Annotated in this window: 18 protein-coding genes; 10 read left to right on the top strand and 8 right to left on the bottom strand. The window is 36.6% G+C overall.

What is annotated here, in order from left to right; genetic code table 11:
* Positions 1-162: 162 nt before the first annotated feature.
* From CH364_RS11740 to CH364_RS11720, 5 genes are all read left to right on the top strand, one after another.
* On the top strand, positions 163-1101 hold the full coding sequence (locus CH364_RS11740) for a hypothetical protein (RefSeq protein WP_100744070.1): 939 nt from the start codon (positions 163-165) through the stop codon (positions 1099-1101).
* Between the two features lie 159 nt (positions 1102-1260).
* On the top strand, positions 1261-1779 hold the full coding sequence (locus CH364_RS11735; RefSeq protein ID WP_100744069.1) for a DUF1993 domain-containing protein: 519 nt from the start codon (positions 1261-1263) through the stop codon (positions 1777-1779).
* An 85-nt stretch (positions 1780-1864) separates the two neighbouring features.
* Positions 1865-2383, top strand: coding sequence for an RDD family protein (locus CH364_RS11730; protein WP_100744754.1), 519 nt, complete (start codon positions 1865-1867; stop codon positions 2381-2383).
* Positions 2384-2589: 206 nt separating this feature from the next.
* Positions 2590-3675, top strand: coding sequence for an MBL fold metallo-hydrolase (locus tag CH364_RS11725; RefSeq protein WP_165782917.1), 1086 nt, complete (start codon positions 2590-2592; stop codon positions 3673-3675).
* Positions 3676-3760: 85 nt separating this feature from the next.
* Positions 3761-4423, top strand: a complete 663-nt coding sequence (locus CH364_RS11720) for a nuclear transport factor 2 family protein (RefSeq protein ID WP_165779509.1) — start codon at positions 3761-3763, stop codon at positions 4421-4423.
* A 16-nt stretch (positions 4424-4439) separates the two neighbouring features.
* On the opposite strand, the gene CH364_RS11715 is transcribed toward CH364_RS11720, so the two are convergent.
* The 5 genes from CH364_RS11715 to CH364_RS11695 form a co-directional block, all read right to left on the bottom strand.
* Positions 4440-5264 (bottom strand): SDR family oxidoreductase, encoded by an 825-nt coding sequence (locus CH364_RS11715; RefSeq protein ID WP_100744066.1) that lies wholly within the window; start codon positions 5262-5264, stop codon positions 4440-4442.
* Positions 5248-6210, bottom strand: a complete 963-nt coding sequence (locus tag CH364_RS11710) for a fumarylacetoacetate hydrolase family protein (RefSeq protein ID WP_100744065.1) — start codon at positions 6208-6210, stop codon at positions 5248-5250. Before CH364_RS11710 ends, CH364_RS11715 begins: the two co-directional genes overlap by 17 nt.
* 16 nt (positions 6211-6226) lie before the next feature.
* Entirely contained in the window at positions 6227-7348 is a 1122-nt protein-coding gene (locus CH364_RS11705) for a VOC family protein (protein ID WP_100744064.1), read from the bottom strand.
* Positions 7345-8955 (bottom strand): FAD-dependent monooxygenase, encoded by a 1611-nt coding sequence (locus CH364_RS11700; protein WP_243401364.1) that lies wholly within the window; start codon positions 8953-8955, stop codon positions 7345-7347. Before CH364_RS11700 ends, CH364_RS11705 begins: the two co-directional genes overlap by 4 nt.
* A gap of 233 nt (positions 8956-9188) precedes the next feature.
* Positions 9189-9830 carry a TetR/AcrR family transcriptional regulator gene (locus CH364_RS11695; RefSeq protein ID WP_243401363.1) on the bottom strand — a complete coding sequence of 214 codons (642 nt, stop codon included), beginning with the start codon at positions 9828-9830 and terminating at the stop codon, positions 9189-9191.
* Between the two features lie 366 nt (positions 9831-10196).
* On the opposite strand from CH364_RS11695, the gene CH364_RS11685 reads away from it, so the two are divergent.
* The 3 genes from CH364_RS11685 to CH364_RS11675 all read left to right on the top strand — a co-directional run bounded on the left by CH364_RS11685 (position 10197) and on the right by CH364_RS11675 (position 12289).
* Positions 10197-10961, top strand: coding sequence for a helix-turn-helix transcriptional regulator (locus tag CH364_RS11685; RefSeq protein WP_100744062.1), 765 nt, complete (start codon positions 10197-10199; stop codon positions 10959-10961).
* Between the two features lie 87 nt (positions 10962-11048).
* Positions 11049-11465 (top strand): DUF1761 domain-containing protein, encoded by a 417-nt coding sequence (locus CH364_RS11680; RefSeq protein WP_100744061.1) that lies wholly within the window; start codon positions 11049-11051, stop codon positions 11463-11465.
* A 143-nt stretch (positions 11466-11608) separates the two neighbouring features.
* On the top strand, positions 11609-12289 hold the full coding sequence (locus CH364_RS11675; protein WP_100744060.1) for an SGNH/GDSL hydrolase family protein: 681 nt from the start codon (positions 11609-11611) through the stop codon (positions 12287-12289).
* Here the strand turns inward: CH364_RS11675 and CH364_RS11670 are convergent.
* The 3 genes from CH364_RS11670 to pckA form a co-directional block, all read right to left on the bottom strand.
* Positions 12286-13242 (bottom strand): Gfo/Idh/MocA family protein, encoded by a 957-nt coding sequence (locus tag CH364_RS11670; protein WP_100744059.1) that lies wholly within the window; start codon positions 13240-13242, stop codon positions 12286-12288. The genes CH364_RS11675 and CH364_RS11670 overlap by 4 nt on opposite strands.
* A gap of 15 nt (positions 13243-13257) precedes the next feature.
* Positions 13258-14310 carry a Gfo/Idh/MocA family protein gene (locus CH364_RS11665; RefSeq protein WP_100744058.1) on the bottom strand — a complete coding sequence of 351 codons (1053 nt, stop codon included), beginning with the start codon at positions 14308-14310 and terminating at the stop codon, positions 13258-13260.
* Between the two features lie 114 nt (positions 14311-14424).
* The gene (gene pckA, locus CH364_RS11660) at positions 14425-16017 is read right to left on the bottom strand and encodes a phosphoenolpyruvate carboxykinase (ATP) (protein ID WP_100744057.1); all 1593 of its coding nucleotides are present in this window, start codon (positions 16015-16017) and stop codon (positions 14425-14427) included.
* Positions 16018-16087: 70 nt separating this feature from the next.
* Here pckA and CH364_RS11655 point away from each other — a divergent pair, with 70 nt between their 5' ends.
* Complete coding sequence (locus CH364_RS11655) at positions 16088-17518, top strand: glycogen/starch synthase (RefSeq protein WP_100744056.1); 1431 nt, start codon at positions 16088-16090, stop codon at positions 17516-17518.
* A gap of 246 nt (positions 17519-17764) precedes the next feature.
* Positions 17765-19363: a hypothetical protein gene (locus CH364_RS11650; protein WP_100744055.1), complete on the top strand. Its 1599-nt coding sequence runs from the start codon at positions 17765-17767 to the stop codon at positions 19361-19363.
* Positions 19364-19455: the final 92 nt, after the last annotated feature.

The raw sequence follows: 19455 nt of genomic DNA, 5'->3' as shown, positions 1-19455 counted from the left end.
CCAGTCAAATTACCTTTTAGCGGACTGACATATTCTGCGGGTTCCTCCGGTGGAGCAGGTATTGGTGGCAGCGGGGGGAGTTACTAAAAAAAATCCCTTCTTTTCCGAAACCAAACATACATTCGCCTATTCGATTTTGATACAAATTTAGAAAATGGCGATATGTACAGTTTGTATACCGCAGGAACCAAACAGCTGCTTGTTTCTATAAAACAAAAATCTTTCGTTTTATTCCTTTTTCTTATGTTTAGCCCTTCCATTTGGGCCAATGAAAACGAGGTTACTTCCACCATTCACGACAAAAAAGGACGTTGGAATATCCAATGGGGGTATAACAGAGATTATTACACCCAAAGTGATATCAACTTTCGTGGTCCTGGTTACAACTATACTTTAAAAGCTGTGGATGCCAGGGACAAACCGGAATCCTTTCGAGCAGATGTTTATCTAAACCCGTCAAAGTTTGAAATCCCTCAGTACAATCTAAAATTCAGTTATTTTTTTACGGATCGATTCTTCTTATCCTTTGGTGAAGACCATATGAAATATGTGGTAACACCAGGACAGCCGGTCAAATATTCAGGATACATCGATCCAGGTGTGATTGCAAAAAACCAAATGGCATTGTCAACCGAAGCCGCTCTCTTTATCTACCTCTTCCCTAACCACGTGCAGGAAATGGCCGGGTATCATGGTGGAGAACAAACCGTTACGTTAACACCCGATATACTAAAGTATGAACATACAGATGGATTAAATTATCTATTTTTAGATTTTGGATGGATCACTCCTCTTTATACTTCGTCTGATGGATTGAGTGGACTTAGTTTGGTATCTTCCATTGGTGGTGGTCCCGTGGTTTGTCGAAGCGACGTACGCGTGTTAGGCAAAGGACAAAATAATAACTTCCATGTTTCTGGGTATGGTGTTTCTGGATACGTTGCCACTCGGTATGAATTTTCACGCACTTACTTTCTGGAATTTGGTGGTAAGGGTGGATATATAGACCTAACTGATGTTTTGACAAGTGGTGGATCTAACCGTGCTTCTCAAAATTTTGGATTTTTAGAACTCATCGTTTCTGGTGGAATTTCCATCTAGAATTTTGTAAATAAAACTTTGGTCTTTTGGCCGGCCAAAGTAATCATTGAATCAAAAGTTTTTGATAAACTTTTTTGCCATCGCAAGTTTGACCCAATCTAATAAATTTGTTCTAATTTATTAGATTGATTCTATATCTTCTTCAATTCGAGTAGAACAATGAATGAATCCATTATTTATGAAATCTCCGTCCAATCCTTTAAAAAGGGTCTTGGGAATTTAATCAAAATTTTAGAAAAAGCAGAAATCCATTCTGAAACCAAGAAGTTCCCTTTTGAGAACCTACTCAACGCTCGACTCTTTCCTGACCAATTCCAGCTAACAAAACAAATTCAAATTGCTTGCGATACCGCCAAACTTTGTGTCGCTCGTATCACAGGAAAAGAAGCACCTGTTCATGACGATTCTGAAAAAAATTTAAATGAACTCAAACTAAGAATCCAATCAGTGATCCAATACTTGGATACTTATAAAGAAGAAGATTTTAAATCAGTGAATGAAATCAAAGTTTCACAACCAAGATGGGAAGGAAAATATTTAACAGGCCTTGAATACCTCACACAACATGCAATTCCTAATTTTTACTTTCATATAACAACTGCCTATGCGATTCTCCGACACAACGGAATTGAAATTGGCAAAAAAGATTATTTGGGTGAGATGCCTTATAAAAAATAGATGGAAACTGTATTTGAAAATTTCTGTGGGCTCTGATACAAAGAGCCCTCTTGAATAAAGTTAGAATTTCAAATTGGAAAAAAAATTGAACCAAAAACCTAACAATCACTATACAGCTCGTATTCTCGCAAAAGTATTTGATATTAAAGTTGCTGAAATACTATCACTTCCTTTGAGAGAATTTATTTTAGTTCGTATTAATGGAGAAATATTAAACCAAATTCTCCCATATATAATGACTTTTATTGTTTTCATAATATATGATACATCCTTTCAATTTTTCGCAAAGGGAAGTTTAGGAAAAAAGATTTTTAATATTCACTTAGTATCTAATGAAAATCAAGAGATTCCCATCACTATAATTTTATACCGTTCATTTTATGTTTTCTGTTTTGGATTGGGATTTATGATTCCAAAAATCTCAATTTTATTTGCTTTATTTAGTATTTTTTACTTATTTAAAAATGGAACTACTCATTGGGATAAAGTTTTAAAAATTAAAATTGTTTTTAAACAAATTTCGATTTTTCGAATGGTGATGATTGCCTTTTGTTTTTTGATACTATTGAATTCCTACTTTCGGTTGATAAAGGATTATTATTAATGGAATGTTTTTTTCATTTTTTGAAACGACGGGAGGTGTTTTCCTAAACTGCGCAATAAAGCACAAGTCATGGTGTGACAAAAACAATTCGGTTTCACCTTCCTTTTAACATAGTTGACAACTTCTTCATAATTGAGAGAATTGTCAATATTATGGATAGTTCTCAATTTTTAGTTTTTTTGCCTAAAAGTCCGAAATTGAATTTTGTGTTATTTCTCCAAAAATATACACCTAAACTTGTATTAGGATTTCTCTATTTATTAACTAGTTCCTGTTCCTTTCATAAATCTTATTTCGCAGATCATTTGGTTAAAAAACAAATCATCAAAAATACTGCCGAACACAGCGAAAGAAAATGGCTTTCCGATGGAAAAATCCATCTCATCACAATTGGAACAGGTTCACCCCGAGCTGATGAAAAAAGGATGCAAACTTCAACCGCCATCATAACCGACGGAAATTTTTTGATCTTCGATGCAGGATCAGGAACCTCCATTGCTGCCGAAAGACAACATCTGCCTATAGATAAGATGAATGCAATTTTTTTAACACATTTTCATTCCGATCATATTGCGGATGTCCCTATGATGGTCAATAGTAGTTGGAGGCTGGGAAGGAGACACAATCTCCCTGTTTTAGGTCCAGAAGGAACTATTAAAGTTGTAGATGGTTTCAATCAATTTATGTCCTTTGATGCAGCATATCGTCACAAAAATGGAGATGGAATCTCCTCAATTTCATATGCAAAAGCAATAGGAAAAGAAATTTTGACCCCTAAAGAAAAAGTAAAGCTACTGTTATTCGAAGGATTGAATGGGCTAAAAGTATATTGTTTTACAGTATCACATTCTCCAGTAGAACCTGCATTTGGCTATTTGATTCAGCACAAAGGGAAGTCAATTGTTATCAGTGGTGATACAAGAAAAAGTGAAAATCTTGAGTACTTCTCAGAAAATGCCGACATCCTCGTTCACGAAGCTATAAATAAAAGAATTTTAAATAAATTTCTAGAAGTCACAGATCAATATCCAGATGATACTTCGATGCAAATTGCAGCTACAACGGCAGTCCGTGTTATGGATTATCATTCCACTCCGTTGGATGCTGCTGAGATAGCACAGAAAGCAAATGTTAAAACATTAGTTTATACCCATATCACTCCTACGCTCGGACCTTATCTTGCCAGAACCTTCATTACCGTTCCAATGTTTTTAGAGGGGGTTTCTGATGTTTACAAAGGGGAAGTGATCATAGCCGATGATGGATTCCATTATGAATTGAACACGCAGTAATTTTGCAAACGGTATAACAAACGTGAAAAACAATATTAACCATAAAAATAACAGTTTCAAGATTAATACAATATTATGTTTAATATTGTTTTCTACTAGTCCTTCAATTCCAGAGAATTTACATATTTCTGAAACCAAAACAAAATTAGAAATTGCCTCCAATGTTTCTTCTTTTGCTTTTCGAGACTCAGCTCGGTGGGAAGAATTAGAAGACCTTTTCCATAAAGATGCAACGATCTCCATCAGTTGGTTTGATGGAACTGTAAAAAATTTTATAGAAAAATCTCGCCTAATGGTAGATAGTGGAACGCCACCGACAAAACATTGGATCTCATCGCCTAGGATCACCATTTGTGGAAACCGTGCCTTGAGTGAAGCAGATGTGATGATTATGGTTCGAAGTTATGCGGGACCAATCGAACTAGATGTAACTTCTTACACTCGGTTTTATGATCAATTTGAATTGAGTGAGGATGGGAAATGGCGTATTCATAAACGAACCGGTATTTATGAAAAGGATCGATTCGATCCTGTAGGCCCCTCCTTTCTATTTTGGGTAACCTATTTATTTTTGCCCCTCGGAAAATATCCAAAAGAACTACGCCATCTTGCTTTTGGATTAGAGCGAAGCGGCATATCAGTTGCACAAAACGTTATCACTTCAGGTAGCGAAAACGAAAAAAAGCTAAAACAAAAAGCTTGGGAATGGAGTGGATGTGAAAAGTTTACAAACGCAAAACAACCATAATGCGCTCTACTTACAACTAGACAACTTTTGCCTTAGGAATCAATTTAGCAAACAAACTTGGAAAGTATTTATGTAAAAAGATGGCAAATTTTTCTTTTGGACGGGCAATCACAACTTCCAACCTTCCATCTTCAATAGCTGATATGATTTGTTTTGCGCAAACGCGAGAATCGATTCCTTCCTGAATCCCAGGATCAAGCTTCCCATGTTTAGAACCATCGCCAGAATATGCGTTTTCTGAAATATTCGTTTTTATAAATCCTGGATATACTAAGGTAATTTCTATGTTATGATTTATATTTTCTGCACGAAGTGCTTCATAAAAACCAGTCAGCGCAAATTTTGAAGAGGAATATCCTGTACGAAACGGAACACCAAATTTTCCTGCAATGCTCGCGACACTAACGATATGTCCAACCTTTTGTTGTCTAAAATAAGGTAACAAAGCCAGAGAAAGTGCAATATTACCAAAGAAATTTATATTTATTAGTGATCGGTATGTTGATAAACTTGTCTCATGAGCTAACGAACGTTGGCTGATACCTCCATTATTAATTAACACATCAATACGTCCAAATTTTTGAAGTACAAATTCCGGAAATTCTCCTAACGTAGCATATTTTTCTAAATCCAGAGGTAAAATTAAACAATTCTCGTCTGACAATTCTGATTGGCTTTTTACTCTCTCCAATTCTGACTTTCGTCGTGCAGAAAGAACAAGATTTACACCTGAGTCCTTCAATTCATGAACCAATGCCTCTCCGATCCCTGACGAAGCTCCCGTGATCCAAACTACTTTGTTTTTCCAAAAATTCTTTTTTTGATTATTTGTTATTTTCATACTCATTAACTACTATAAGTTCTTGGTCTCCCAAATCAATTCTACGATCAGCAGTTCGTATCGAAGAACGAATGGTATCACCTGGTTGTAAGTATTCAGTTCGTTTCAATTGTCCTTTTACAAATAAGTCCCATTTCTTTTTTTCAGGAAGTAAGGCAGCAATTTTTTGTAATAGTTTACCTGGTGCTCTAAGTGCACATCCAGATGGAGTTCCTGTTAATAAAATATCACCTGGGTTTATATCACAAAAATGGGATAACTCTTGGATTGTTTCCGATGGTTTGTATACCAATCCAGCAATGGTATCATGTTGCCTAATTCTATCGTTTACTAACAATGTTAGTTCCAAGTTATCCAATAAGGAAAAATCACTTTGGTCTAATACAGCAAGAATTGGACCAGCTGGTAAAAAGCTACGATAAGATTTTCCCTTGTACCATTGCATTTGTGGAAGCTGAACATCCCTTGCAGAAATATCATTGGCCATAAATATTGCAGAAACATACTCAGAAATATTAGAAGAATTTATTTCCAAAGGTTGGTTGATCGATTTTCCAAATACCAAACCGAGTTCAATTTCGTAATCAAGTAACTTGATATGACTTGGACGAACAACTTTACCGTGTGCTGGAGAAAGAGATGCATCTGATTTTGTAAAAAATAAATTATAATTTTTTTCGTTTGGATCAAGCCCAGACTCAATCAAATGTTGTTTGTAATTTGCACCTTGACAAATGATTTGGCACGGTGCAGTAATTGGTGAAAGGATAGAAATATCTGCCAAGGTGTATGCGGAAGAATCGGGAATTGTTGGTTTAGTTTTTACAAATTCCAGAAATTCTTTTGTACTCAAATCACCAGTAAACAAAGAAAAAATCTTTCCATTTTCCCATTTTGCCCAATCAACTTTTTTATCTTTTTCAAATCGAATATAATTTGTAGCCATATCTATTTCCTTTTTATTAATATCGAATCCATTTTCTGGGAGAAACTTTCATCGTTTCTTTGAGATCAATTAAATTGCTGATTTTAATTTCTTTTCCACCAAACAATCCTTTAATAAGTGAAAAAATTTTATTCAAACTCAATGTTAAGTCCAAAAAATTTTCAGGCATATCTTGACCCCATTGGTATAAACTTTTACGGTTTACAAAATGGTAACCAACTGCAATAGTATTATCGAATTTATCTCCATCTGAGTAATGTTCTACGAGCATTCCAGTGGGGTCTCTATGGTAATCGAATATCTGACTTCCTAAAAGATGCCTTCCAATTCCCCAGGCGGATCTCCAACCTTTTTCCAATAACCATTCTCTTCCCTTTGCAACTTCATCCAAATTTTCTAATTCAAATGCACAATGTTCCAATCGATCATCAACACCAGTAGCAATCACTATTGTATGGTGATCTGTTAGTTTATTTCCTAAATCGCAGCGTAAAAAAGTAATCACTGGATCTTTTGATTCAGGAAGTATTTGAATATCAGAAGGGATAAATCCAAAAGTATCACAATACCACTGCGCATTTTTATAAAATTCTTGTTTAAGTAAAACAGCATGTCCCAAACGCATAATTTTTGCTGCACCTATTTCATAAGGACTAGGCATATTGATTCTCGCTGTGTGGCTTGGCGTATTCCAAAGTTTTGGCTGATTGTTTTTCGATAGAATTTGATTCTGGAAATTGGAGACTAACACAGCATCAACGGACAATCCAGATGGATCAGTTAAATTCACAATAGGTATATTAGAAACACTTCCGAATCTTCCATTGTGTAAAAACTTCGCCCCCGCCAAAACTTTTAACTTCTCGAATTCTTCAGCGGAAGCAATAAACAAACCAATTCCGAGTAATTCATTTTTTTTATGTTTTTCAATCGACCAACACGGATATTGGGAACTTTGGCCATGAAACAAAACCCTACTAGTCGAATGTTCTAATAATTTTAATCCAAAATCCAAATAATATTTTTTAGAGGATTCTAAATCCTTTCTACCTAACCGAACATAGGCGATATCTTGGGCTTTGCTCAGCGGGTTTTTTGTTCTTACGGGGCATGGCGAGGTGGAATTTTTATTTTTCATGCATTGGTCTCTAAATAAATATTATAAAACTCGCGAATGATTTGGTTCGCATTTTCTTTCGGAAAAAGAGCAACTACAATTCGATCAGGACGAAGTATTGCAAACCTATCCAATCCACCGAAGGCTGAAAAAAAAGTGGAAGTTATATCTTCTGCCGAAGGTTGCAGAGATTTTGAGTCATATACTCTTTGTTGACTTGAAAAAAACATTGTTTTACCCCCCATTCGTTCCCAAATCTTTTTTGAGTCTGAATCCAAAACATCAAAAGGGTGTGCGCCATAACCCAAAATATATAATGATTGTCCAAACATATCATCAGATAATTTTAAAGTTCCATTTGGTAACTTAACAAGTGCTTGAGGAAGGATGGAACCTGGTTTAATACTCGCATTTGCGATTTTTCTATTTTTTAAAAAAAGACCATTTTTAAATGAATTTTCTGGCCGTATTCTCAGATCAAAGAGGAAACGTTTGAGTGGAGTATAAAATAAAAACTTAAAAACCAAATCGCGAAAAATTGCTTTGATCGCTTTTCTAGTCATGATGATGGAACCGAGTAACACTGCCAAACGTATTGTCTTTTTTGCATGCGGTCTTCGCTCGATTTGATAACTTGAGAGTATTTTTAATGACGCATTTTTATTTAATACTGCAGCTAACTTCCATGAAAGATTCATACTATCCCTGATTCCACTTACAAGTCCTTGGCCAGCAAAGGGAGGAGTTAGGTGAGCTGCATCACCTAACAAATATACTCGCCCTTTGCCCATCCAATCCACAATTTTTGCTTGGAAACGGTAAACAGCGATCCTTTCCACCTCCATATCCGAAACATCACCCCAAGGTTTCATCAATTCACGAACTTTGTTTGGTTTTTCCATTTCCTCTTTTGTTTCACCTTCATGAAGTAGGAACTCCCATCGCTCTGAACCATTGGGTCCCGGAACGTGAGCAACAGGTCTTTTGGGATCACAGATAAACTCAACAATGTTCAATGGATTGGGTTGATTTTTTATGTCCAATATCAGCCAATCTTCTTTGTAAGAAGATCCTAACATTGACCAGCTTTGATTTTCTCTTAGATTACTGCGGGCGCCATCACAACCTAACAAAAAACCTGTGGTAATTTTACAATCTACATCTTGGCATTTAACAGTTACTATAATATTTGAATCTGATTCTATATGAGAAACATAAGTGCACTCTGACCATAAACGAACATGAGAAAATCGTTTTAAACCATTCCTGAGTATCCGTTCCAATTCAGGTTGGTAAATGGACACCAAACGAGGATGGCAGTCTAGGGAACCACTTGAATTGATTTTGGCAAAACGCCCGCCAAAGGGAGAAATCAGTTCAATCCCAGAAATTGCTGGCATAGTGGCAGCGATCTCTTCTCCGAATCCTGCTGCTTGTAAAACTCTCAAAGCATCCTGGTCCAAAGAAATGGCTCTTGGAATTTCTAAAATCCCGGGATTTTGATCGATGAGAAGCACAGGAATGCCCTGCAAACCCAAAAGATTAGCAGTGAGAACTCCGACAGGGCCTGCACCTACAATGACCACATTGGGTGTCTGGAGATTTTGATTTTCAACCATCCGTTCCATAAATGTAAAATCCTTCTTTTTTGAGAGTATTCTCATTTATGCAATATATGTCAATAATATTAAAACCGACAAACCATTGGAAATATGACTAACTACCAAAAGCAAAGGATATCACGATAGGAAATCGAAAGGAAAAATCGTTAGGGGGAGAATCGAAAGTTATTCAAATGGCAAAACTAACCAATTAAGGCTGCATTAGTTGTGAGGGATTCTTTAGAATTATCTAATGGAAATTAGGGATTTGATTTCCAAACTTTATCATATGCCCGAGTGACAGTGTTTTTTGCATTCGTATGCGTAAAACCGAAGGCTCTCAGTACTAAAACAATCAAATCCACATCATGTGTTTTAAAGTTTGCTCTACCTTCCAGAATATTTCGGATTCCATAGTGAATGGCTCCAACAAACAAAGCCAAGGCGGACTCTTCCGAATCGATTGAGAATTTTCCAGATGTTACTGCTTTTTTCATATCCCTAAGTGGATAGGCTCTGAGAATTTCGCTCATTCTAGGTGCCACTGCTGCCACACGTATAAGAGCCCAGGCCCAATCGGAATCTTTTCTTGCTTTTTGTAAAAAGTGTACGGCACCAAACGCCAAACGTTCCACTTCGTTTTGAATATCAGCCATAAGAATATCCGCTTCCGCCGCAGCCTGTTCTGCCAACATTAGAGCCGATGCATCTAATAACTCTTCTTTTGTTTTAAAATAATTATAAATTGTTCCGTTGGCTACTTCAGCTTCTACTGCTACTTCTGCTATGGAAGTTTCCCCGGCCTCTTTTATCGCAAACAATCGTAGCGCTGCATTCATGATTTGCGCACGTGTTCTTTCTTTTTTAGGGAGTAATGTTTTTTTAGGTTTTAATATAGCCACAAACTCTATCAATTTTTAAGAGTGATTGGCAAACAACTACATTTTTGAGAGATGACTCAGTTTTTAAAAATTGAAAGTGACCACCTTTAGATTAACAAATAGTATAATCGTTATACGCAATTTCAGTTTATGGAATGGTTCCTTATAACCAACCCTCAAAACCCCTGCGCCAGGGATCCGGAGGGCTTGGCCTGCCTTTGGCAGGCGGAAGCGTGAGCGCACCCCGGAGTGAGCCCGGTCGGTTTTGAAATATGCTATTTCAACTAACGGATGCGAGGCGTCCGTGTGGTAAGCAGTTTCATTCTGATACCTTTGAGAAAAACCTTTACAAAACATTAAAACGACTTTTCCTGGAAGTAAATCCACATGTTGCCCACTGTTACTGAGTACAAACCACAATCGTTACTCCATCGTTATGTGGAAAGTTACCTTTTTATCCAAACTCAAAATGGTTTTTCAAAATCAATTTATCCACATCATTCTTTTGTTTTGACAATCAAACTCAAAGGAAACCATAGTTACCGGATTCATAAAGACATACATGCTTTGCCATCCATCTCTCTATCGGGACTTAGAAAATCTGTAAAACACAATCTCCTATCGGAAGGATCAGAAATCATCATCATAAAATTCCAACCATGGGGAGCTTTTGCTTTTTTCAATATGCCGATGAATGAATTGAAAGAAATCGGTATTTCTGGATACGAATTATTCAATAAAACAGATCTAAACGATTTACATTCACGTTTGTTAGAATCAGAAGATCAAGTTTCAAAGACAAAACATTTAGAAAATTTTTTACTGAAAACAATTAAAAAACAAACAATTGATCATCGGATTTTTGAAGCGATTTCACAAATGAACCAGTCACAGGGAAAGATCAAAATCAATGATATTGCTTCAAATGTAAATTTGAGTATTGATACTTTTGAAAAAAAATTTCGAGAAATTACAGGAGGTACGCCTAAACAAATATCTTCTATCATACGTATGAGTAGGGCTATCCAAGAAATTCCAAAGTATAAATCATTTACTAGACTTGCTTATGATTTAGGATATTTTGACCAATCACATTTTATCAAAGAATTCAAAACTTTCACCGGTCAAACACCCTCACAATTTTTGATGTAAAAAAAAATCCACCCTGATTTTTTACAATTCATTCTTTTTAAAATCTATTATAACCATTCAATACTCATGATTAAAGGAAAATTGTTTATGTTACAAATTTTGAGTCATTTGGATTGGATCGCCATTGGTTTGGCATTTTTTGTTTATTCTTTTCTTGGTTATTTTTGGTTTACAATTCTCTTCGAAAAATTATATAGAACTTCACTTGGGAAAGAAAACGAAACCCCAGAATCATTGGCATTCTTGTTTGTATTCGGCCCAATGGTTTGTATGCTCATCATAACAATAACGACAGCGGTTTTATTTTCCGTACTTCAAGTTCAACAAACCATTGATGCACTTGTTTGGGGCAGTTTGTTTGGATTTGGTTTTTTGACCGCCAATACTTTTAACATCGCCATCAATCCGAACATTCCGAGGCCTATTCTGTATGGTGCCATTTCCAGTGCCTACCATCTAGTAGGAATCAATATTGCCTCTTTTCTACTCATCCAAAGATTCTAAGATTCAAAGTGCAGCTGTAACCTCACCGGTTTGTAGCTGCCTAACGGGAAACTGGACAAGTTGAAGAAAAATTCTAGACTAATTTATGGAAATCGACATAATCAAATTAGATTACGAATATCATATAGGAAAACGTTTTAAAGTTGAAACATACAATTGCTAGAATTCTTGCCTTTACTGATTCGTTAGGAATGCCAAGGAAAGGAACTCCTGTTGAATCTACCTGGACAGAAAAATTACTTTCGCATTGGAAAAATACAAGTATTGTTTATCTTAAGAATGGTCGTGGATTTACATCCAACAATTTAATGGAAGAACTAGATGAAATTGTTTTTCTAAAGCCTACTACTACAATTTTACAAGTAGGAATATGTGATTGTACCAGGCGAGGCGTTCCACCAAAAATTGAAAGATGGATTCGAAGAGTTCCATATCTCCGCAGATTTGTTCTTGATTATATCAAACGTAACAACTATAAATTCACTAAATTTTTTGATTACCGATATATTTCATTGAAACAGTTTGAAGATAATATTCAAAAATCAATCAATCGAATCACTGAATCGCAATCATCATTAATCATCATCGCAATTGCACCACCCGGCGAACATATGATTAAAAATGTCTTTAACATTGAAGAAGATATTAAAACCTTCAATACTGCTTTGAATGAATTAGCTAACTCAAACAACAATGTAATTTTTATTAATCCATATGAAGGCAAACTAGCTAAGGAAGTTGTAGTAGATTACGACGGGCATCATCTTTCAGAAAATGGGCATGAGTTAGTATTCCAGAAAATCAACGAAGCATTAATAAATTAACTTTCCAAATTCAATAATCCATAAATAGAAGCACAAAGTTTCATGGATTTAGTAGCTGACTCGAGAGTTGCCAATGCAAATTGTTTTCCCTCTAAAAGATTCAAAATTTGCTCGGCTTGATAGCGCAAACCGGGTTTAAATTCACTATCAATGATGTCAGGTTCCACTTCGGTGAGTCTGCGTTCGCCACGACGTTGGATTCCTAACTTTTCGAGTGGCCTCATTTCAAGTCTAACTTTACGGTTTGAAACTGTAACAACCCAAGGTCCGGGGCCGTCCCAAACAGCTTGGTAAACGCCAACATCGCCACTCGAAAATCTGATGACTGAAACTACATTTCCGGGATGTTCCGGATTCCAAGGGGAAACGGAATCTACAGAAATGACATCACCTCTTCCAAACAAAGTAAAATAGTCTATCAAATGAATGGAGTTGGCATACATATAATTGTTAACAACAATTTCAGGTTGACCCATTTCCCTTGCGGCAACCATATCTTGTTGGTCAAGGATAGAGATCAGTCGAGGGCTTTCATCATCCGTGATTTCTTTAACAGCTTGTCTCGTGGAAGAGTAGGATCGTCGATTAAGAGCAACATAAGCTCTAACCTTCATCTCGTTAGCTTTTGCAAAAATTGATTCTGCAATTGATAAATTTATCCCAACAGGTTTTTCTAAAAAACAAACCCATGGATACTGAAAACATTGAAAACAGATTTCAGGCATTGATAACTCGGTAACTGTTACTACGGCTACATCGGCTTTAGTCTTTTGGTACATAGAATCAATACTTTCAAATGTCTCTGAATTATACAATGAAGCAAGTTCTTCGGCTCGCGACTTGGTTCTACTATAAACGCCGACAATCTCAACGGATTCAAGAGATGCAAATGCCTTTGCATGTTCCATTGCCATATAACCGGCACCAATAATTGCAATTTTCCACTTTTTCATGTCGAACTCTCTGAATTATGCCCAATTAAATTTTTGATTTTTTCTTATGTTTGAACTATTGATAGAAATTGGAACATTCCCATTTTCATGAGACGAATGTGCAGCAACCAAACATGCCATGGCATGTGCACCTGCATCACCGTCAGGAAAAGATTCGCCTTCCAATAAAGCATTCCATACTCGCACTGTTGGTACAACTGTATCAGCTGGTTCGATTTGTGTATTGATAATGTCAGCCGGCATTCCATAACGACTAGTTGGCAGTTCGCGAAATTCAGTTTTACGAGAAGAAATTCTTAAATCTCCAGTAAGCTCATCTACAAGAACTTGACCATTACGACAAATATAAACAAGCTGTAAGCCATAACCAGAGTTAGATGAGAAATCGATAAACATAGAAATGCCTAAATGATTTTTTGCGAGTAACCTACCAGAGCGATCTTCAAATTGTGGCCCCCGGGGATTTGGTAATTGGCCTTCTTCAAACCATGCTTGAATTGTCTCCACATTTGAATCTGTCATATAACGAAACATTTCAAAATAGTGACTAGCATTCATAGCAAGGCCAAAGTTAGAACCGGCAACAATGATACTGGACAATGTGCCTAGACGATCACCTTCCTGAATCAAAGCCTTTACCTGTGTGTATTGTGGCATAAACCTCATTTGATGGTTGATCGCCAAAATTGACCCTGCTTTATCACATGAAGACTTCATTTTTTCAACTTCCTCCAATGAGATTGCCATAGGTTTTTCGCAAAGAATATATTTTATACCTAATTCTGCTGCTGCACATACATATTCGCAATGGAAAGGTGCGGTGGTTGCGATGACAAGGGCCGTTGGTTTTGTATTTTTTAACATTAAATATGCATCAGTAAAACCAACTGATTGTTCTAATTTGTAATCTTTCGAAACTAATGCTATCACCTCTGCTGAGACATCAGCGATTCCACAAACTTCCATTTCTAACTTTATGACCGCTTGTAAATGACGGATGCCCATACGACCAAGTCCGATAATCGCAACTCGCATACCTTTAGCTTTCTTAGAATCATTCTTGATCATATTTTATCTCTTTTTTCGTTCATTAGAATAAAAAAGCCGCCTATCAAGAGACAGACGGCTTTCAAACACTTTAACTCTTAATCAAAAGAGTTAAAGTTCAAGTGATACTAATACTTACGCTACTGGACCGTATTGGCTGTAATCAAATTCTTTGGAACCAGTGAGGTATTTTTTATAGTTCTCAATGAATTGTTTAGCAAGATCAGTTGCAGTTTTGTCGTAGTCTTCTTTGTTTTCCCAAGCATTACGTGGGTTAAGGATATGTGCATCCACACCGTTGATTGTTTTTGGGAAAGAAACTTGGAATACTGGGTGTTTTTCAAACTCAGATTTTTCAATGTTTCCGTTAAGGATTTCATTGATGATTTGGCGAGTTGCAGGTAGGTTCATACGTTTTCCTACACCATACTTTCCACCAACAAGACCAGTATTGATAAGATAAGCATTTACTTGGTGTTTTTTCATTTTTTCACCGAGTAACTTTGCATAGTATGTTGGGTGGAGAGTCATAAACGCCTGACCGAAACAAGCAGAGAAAGTTGCTTGTGGTTCTTTCACACCGCGCTCCGTTCCCGCAACCTTTGCTGTGTAACCAGATAGGAAGTGATACATTGCTTGTTCGATAGAAAGTTTAGAAACCGCAGGAAGAACACCATAAGCATCATAAGTAAGGAAAATAACAGTGTTAGGGTGACCTGCTTTCGATCCTGGTTGGATGTTATCGATGTGAAAAATTGGGTAAGAAACTCTGGTGTTTTCTGTTTTTGCAGCAGAAGAGTAATCTACCTTTTTTGTAGCCGCATCAAATACTACGTTTTCTAGAAGAGCATCACGACGGATGGCTGCATAGATTTCTGGTTCTGTTTTTGGATCCAAATTGATGGTTTTTGCATAACACCCACCTTCAATGTTGAAAATTCCATTATCGTCCCAACCATGTTCATCATCACCGATGAGTTTGCGGTGTGGGTCAGTGGAAAGAGTGGTTTTTCCTGTTCCAGAAAGACCAAAGAAAAGAGCACTGTCTCCATCCTTACCAACGTTAGCTGAACAGTGCATTGTGAGCACGTTTTTCAGTGGTAAGTAGTAGTTCATGACAGAGAAAATCCCTTTTTTCATTTCTCCACCGTATTCGGTTCCACCGATGATACAGATTTTTTTTGCTAAGTGGAAAATCACAAATACATCGGAGTTAAGGCCATGTTCTTTGTATTTTGCGTTTTTGTAACCAGATGCGTTGATGATGGTAAACTCTGGATTTAATTTTTCGAGTTCTTCTTTAGTAGGGCGAAGGAACATGTTTGTGCAAAAGTGGTGTTGCCAAGCTCTTTCTGTAACCACACGAAGAGAGATACGTGTGTCGTTGTTGGTTCCAGCATGGCCATCAAAAACATAAAGTTTTTTGTTATCTAGGAATTTAGTTACTTCTGCGTATAATTCATTGAAAATGGCTTCGGAAACCTTTGTGTTGACCGGACCCCACCAAATGTTGTTTGTGGAAGAAGGTTCATCGACAAAATATTTGTCTTTAGGGGAGCGACCCGTAAAAATCCCGGTATCTACCATCATCGTTCCGTTATCAGAAGTTACGCCTTCTTTGTTGTTCAATTCGTGCTGGTAAATTTCTTCGTATGATAAGTTATGGAAGACTTCAGACGGTTTAAGGCCTAATTCAGCAAGGCCGCGCAGATTAGTAGATACTGACATGGATCTCTCCTCGATTTCACTTTGTGTTTTTCTAGCTTCTTACTTTGCGAGTCGGTGTCAATAACAGAAAATGAAGATTCTCCACGCATCTGCAGAATATTTTCCTTACATTAAGATGGGAGGCCTTGCGGACATGCTTGCCTCACTCACCAAAGAACAGGCGAAGTCGGAAGAAGTTTATGTCGCATTACCCTTGATTGGGAAGTTGGGAAAGTCACCCCAATTTACGGGCATGGTGTTCCCGGCCCTGCTCCCAAAAGACGGAGAAACAGACACACTCATCATTTCAGTTTTGAAAACATCTAGATTTTTAGAAGCGGAAGAAGGTGGTGTGAAGTTATATTTTTTCGAATCAGAACTTTTCCAAACTTTGGATTCTATTTACGGACACGCAGAAGAACACTTTCGCTTTGCTATTTTCTCTTACGCTTGTTATGCCCTCAGCCAAATCTTAAATGTAGATGTATTTCACGCCCATGACTGGCATACCGCATTGTCACTGGCCTTACAAAAAGATTCCAAAAAACCAATTCCAACTGTTTTCACCATTCACAATTTAGCTTATCAAGGAGATCATCCGTTTTGGATGACCGGCTTCTTAAAAGAAGCACCCTTTCACCTCATCACTAGCCCTTTTGAACACAACGACAAATGTAATTATATGAAAGCAGGAATTCTTTCTGCTGGAAAAATCACTACTGTGAGTCCTGGTTATAGAGAAGAAACCATTTCAGAACCAAATGGATTTGGACTCAGTTATTGTTTAAGACTAAGAGCAACCGACTATTCAGGAATTTTAAATGGAATTGATTCAGAAGAATGGAATCCAGAAACAGACCAAAGAATTTTCGAAACCTATTCAACGAAGGATTGGAAAAAAGGGAAATTAAAAAATAAAGAAGAGTTATTTAAAGAAATTGGAAGGCCTTTTTTACCCTTAGATGTTCCTTTGGTTGGTCTTATTGGAAGGCTTACTTACCAAAAAGGATTTCCCACTTTTTTAAATGCATTTTTAGAAAGACGTCACCTGCCACACTGTTATGTAGTTCTTGGTTCAGGAGATCCAGAAACAGAAAATTCTTTTTTTCACTTATCAGATACTTTACCCGATGTATTTTATTTTTACAAAGGATATAATGAATCACTTGCACATAAAATTGAAGCAGCTAGTGATTTTTTTCTGATGCCTTCACTCTTTGAACCTTGTGGCCTAAACCAAATGTACAGTCACGTTTATGGAACAATTCCAATTGTTTCCAGAGTCGGTGGACTTCGCGATACAGTGAATGAATCAAGTATCATAAAATATAAAACGGGAATTATCTTTGAACCGAATGACGTTGGTTCGCTTGGATACGCTCTGGAACGAGCAAAAGATTTATACAATTCGCCTGAAAGAGAGAATGTAGTGAAAAACATGATGGCATTGGATTGGAGTTGGAAAACTAGGAAATTAGAGTATGACAAAGTTTATACGGAAACAATAGAATTGAAAATATGAATGGTTTGAAAGACCCAAAGATAAAACAAACCTTACATCTCGTGCAAATCGTACGTTAAAACCTTTTCATTTAAGATTTTCTACATTCATTATTGTACAATCTTAGGATCATTACTAGTCTCTCTTTTTTTTCCAAACAAATCTTGCAAATGACTTGTGAATCTTTGACTTTCCAATTTGCTAAGGACTAAAAATTTCAATTATAAATTTCCATTTATCTAAAGATGAATGGGGTCGTTAAGGATCATGTTTTTATTTTTTAGAATCAAAAAATTTCTACTTATCATTATTTATTTAATCCTCCTGTTTTGCATTTTTGAAAATTGTAAGTTGGATTTAAACAATCCGAGTGATTCAAATTCAAAAAGTTATTTCGAAACGGCTGCGATGAATGTTTACCTTCGAACTATCTGTAGCCCTTTTATAAGAGGAAATGTTAAAATTGGAAGTGGGAATTATACTGTTCTCCCACAGTCGTTCCTTCCATTAAAAAATGGGAATTATATTGTAACTGCGAGTGTTTCAGAACAGGTTTCCTGGTCAGGTAAAAACTTTGGTGTTAATTATAGTTATACGGGAGTGACCGGAACGGATGCTTCCATTGTCATTTTCCAAGTGAATGGCAGGACTTTTGAAATAGATTGGTTGGACTATTTAGGACCCGCAGCCACCACGACAGCCAATAGTAATTTTTCTAGCCTTTCGGAATTTTCCAATGGAGACATTGGAATTTTTACCCAAGTCCAAGGAACAGAACAACCAGGTGCCATTTCAACAAAACTAAACCCACAAGCTTTTATGGCGGTTCGTTTTAGTCCATCTGGTTCTCGAGTATGGTTCACCTATCTTGATATGGCAACAGGATCTTTTTCAATTGATAAAATAGCCCACGTAGTCGACTCGAACGACAGAATGCATCTCTTTTTTACATCCATTGGAACTGCAACAAACACACCAAATACAGTGGGTATCATTGAATTTCCCGCACCTACAGTTGCATCCAACGGATTGGTTGCAGGACAAAAAGAAATTGGTTGGGCCATTCTTAATGGGAATGGGATTCCACAAAGACAACGTTTTTTGAGAGGACTAAGTGATTTAGAAGTAATCACTGCAATATATTCAAAAGACGGCAATATAATGTTAGGCGGTTCCACTCTAAATTCAATTGAGAATTATCCAGGTCATCCTGCAGTCAATTTCCAAAGAGGTTTTTCTGCGCTTTTATCTTCCAATACTATAGATATTTTGAATGTAACTTATATTGGATCTAATAATACTTCATTCAATTTGGGTAAACTCGAATCGATCAAATTAGCAAATGATGGGTATTATGGTACAGGAGTGGCCGCTGGTTCTTATGGTTTTCCTATTCACGATTATCAATACTTCCCTTCTGGAAATTTTAGAAATTATTCATTTGTTAAATTTGATCTAAATGGAAATTTACTTTGGAACCAATTTTTGGGTTCCGCTGTCACAAACGTTATCGATCAAGTTCCAGCTATAACGTACATAAGTTATTATGATGAAATCCGTGCAAAACTTTTAGGAACGGATGCTGGTGCATGGATGACTGGACTCGATTCAATCAGCTACGGAACTGGTTTCAATCCATACCAAGATGTGACTTTGCATATCAATGGAAAAACGGGAAGGTACGGATCTATCCGTTATGAAAACAATATCTTTAACACTTCACCTGTATCAGGACTCGTTGGTATGAATGTAATCATTCAAGATGTTTGTAATGGAAGGTTGGTATCCTTAAAAAGATATTTAAACTTTCCTGCTGCGAATGGGTATTTAGAATTATCTACAAAACCACCGATTGAAGAACTGTAAACCCTATGTTTTTTACTACAAAACACTGGGACTTTTACCAAAATTCATTCTTGTAAAAAGTTTCCATTTCCGTTTGAAACATATAAATATTA

It is taken from the genome of Leptospira harrisiae, from assembly GCF_002811945.1.
GTDB classification, from domain to species: Bacteria; Spirochaetota; Leptospiria; order Leptospirales; family Leptospiraceae; genus Leptospira_A; species Leptospira_A harrisiae.
Note: the sequence above shows the minus strand (reverse complement) of the source record. Positions and strands in the feature narration are given on the sequence as shown.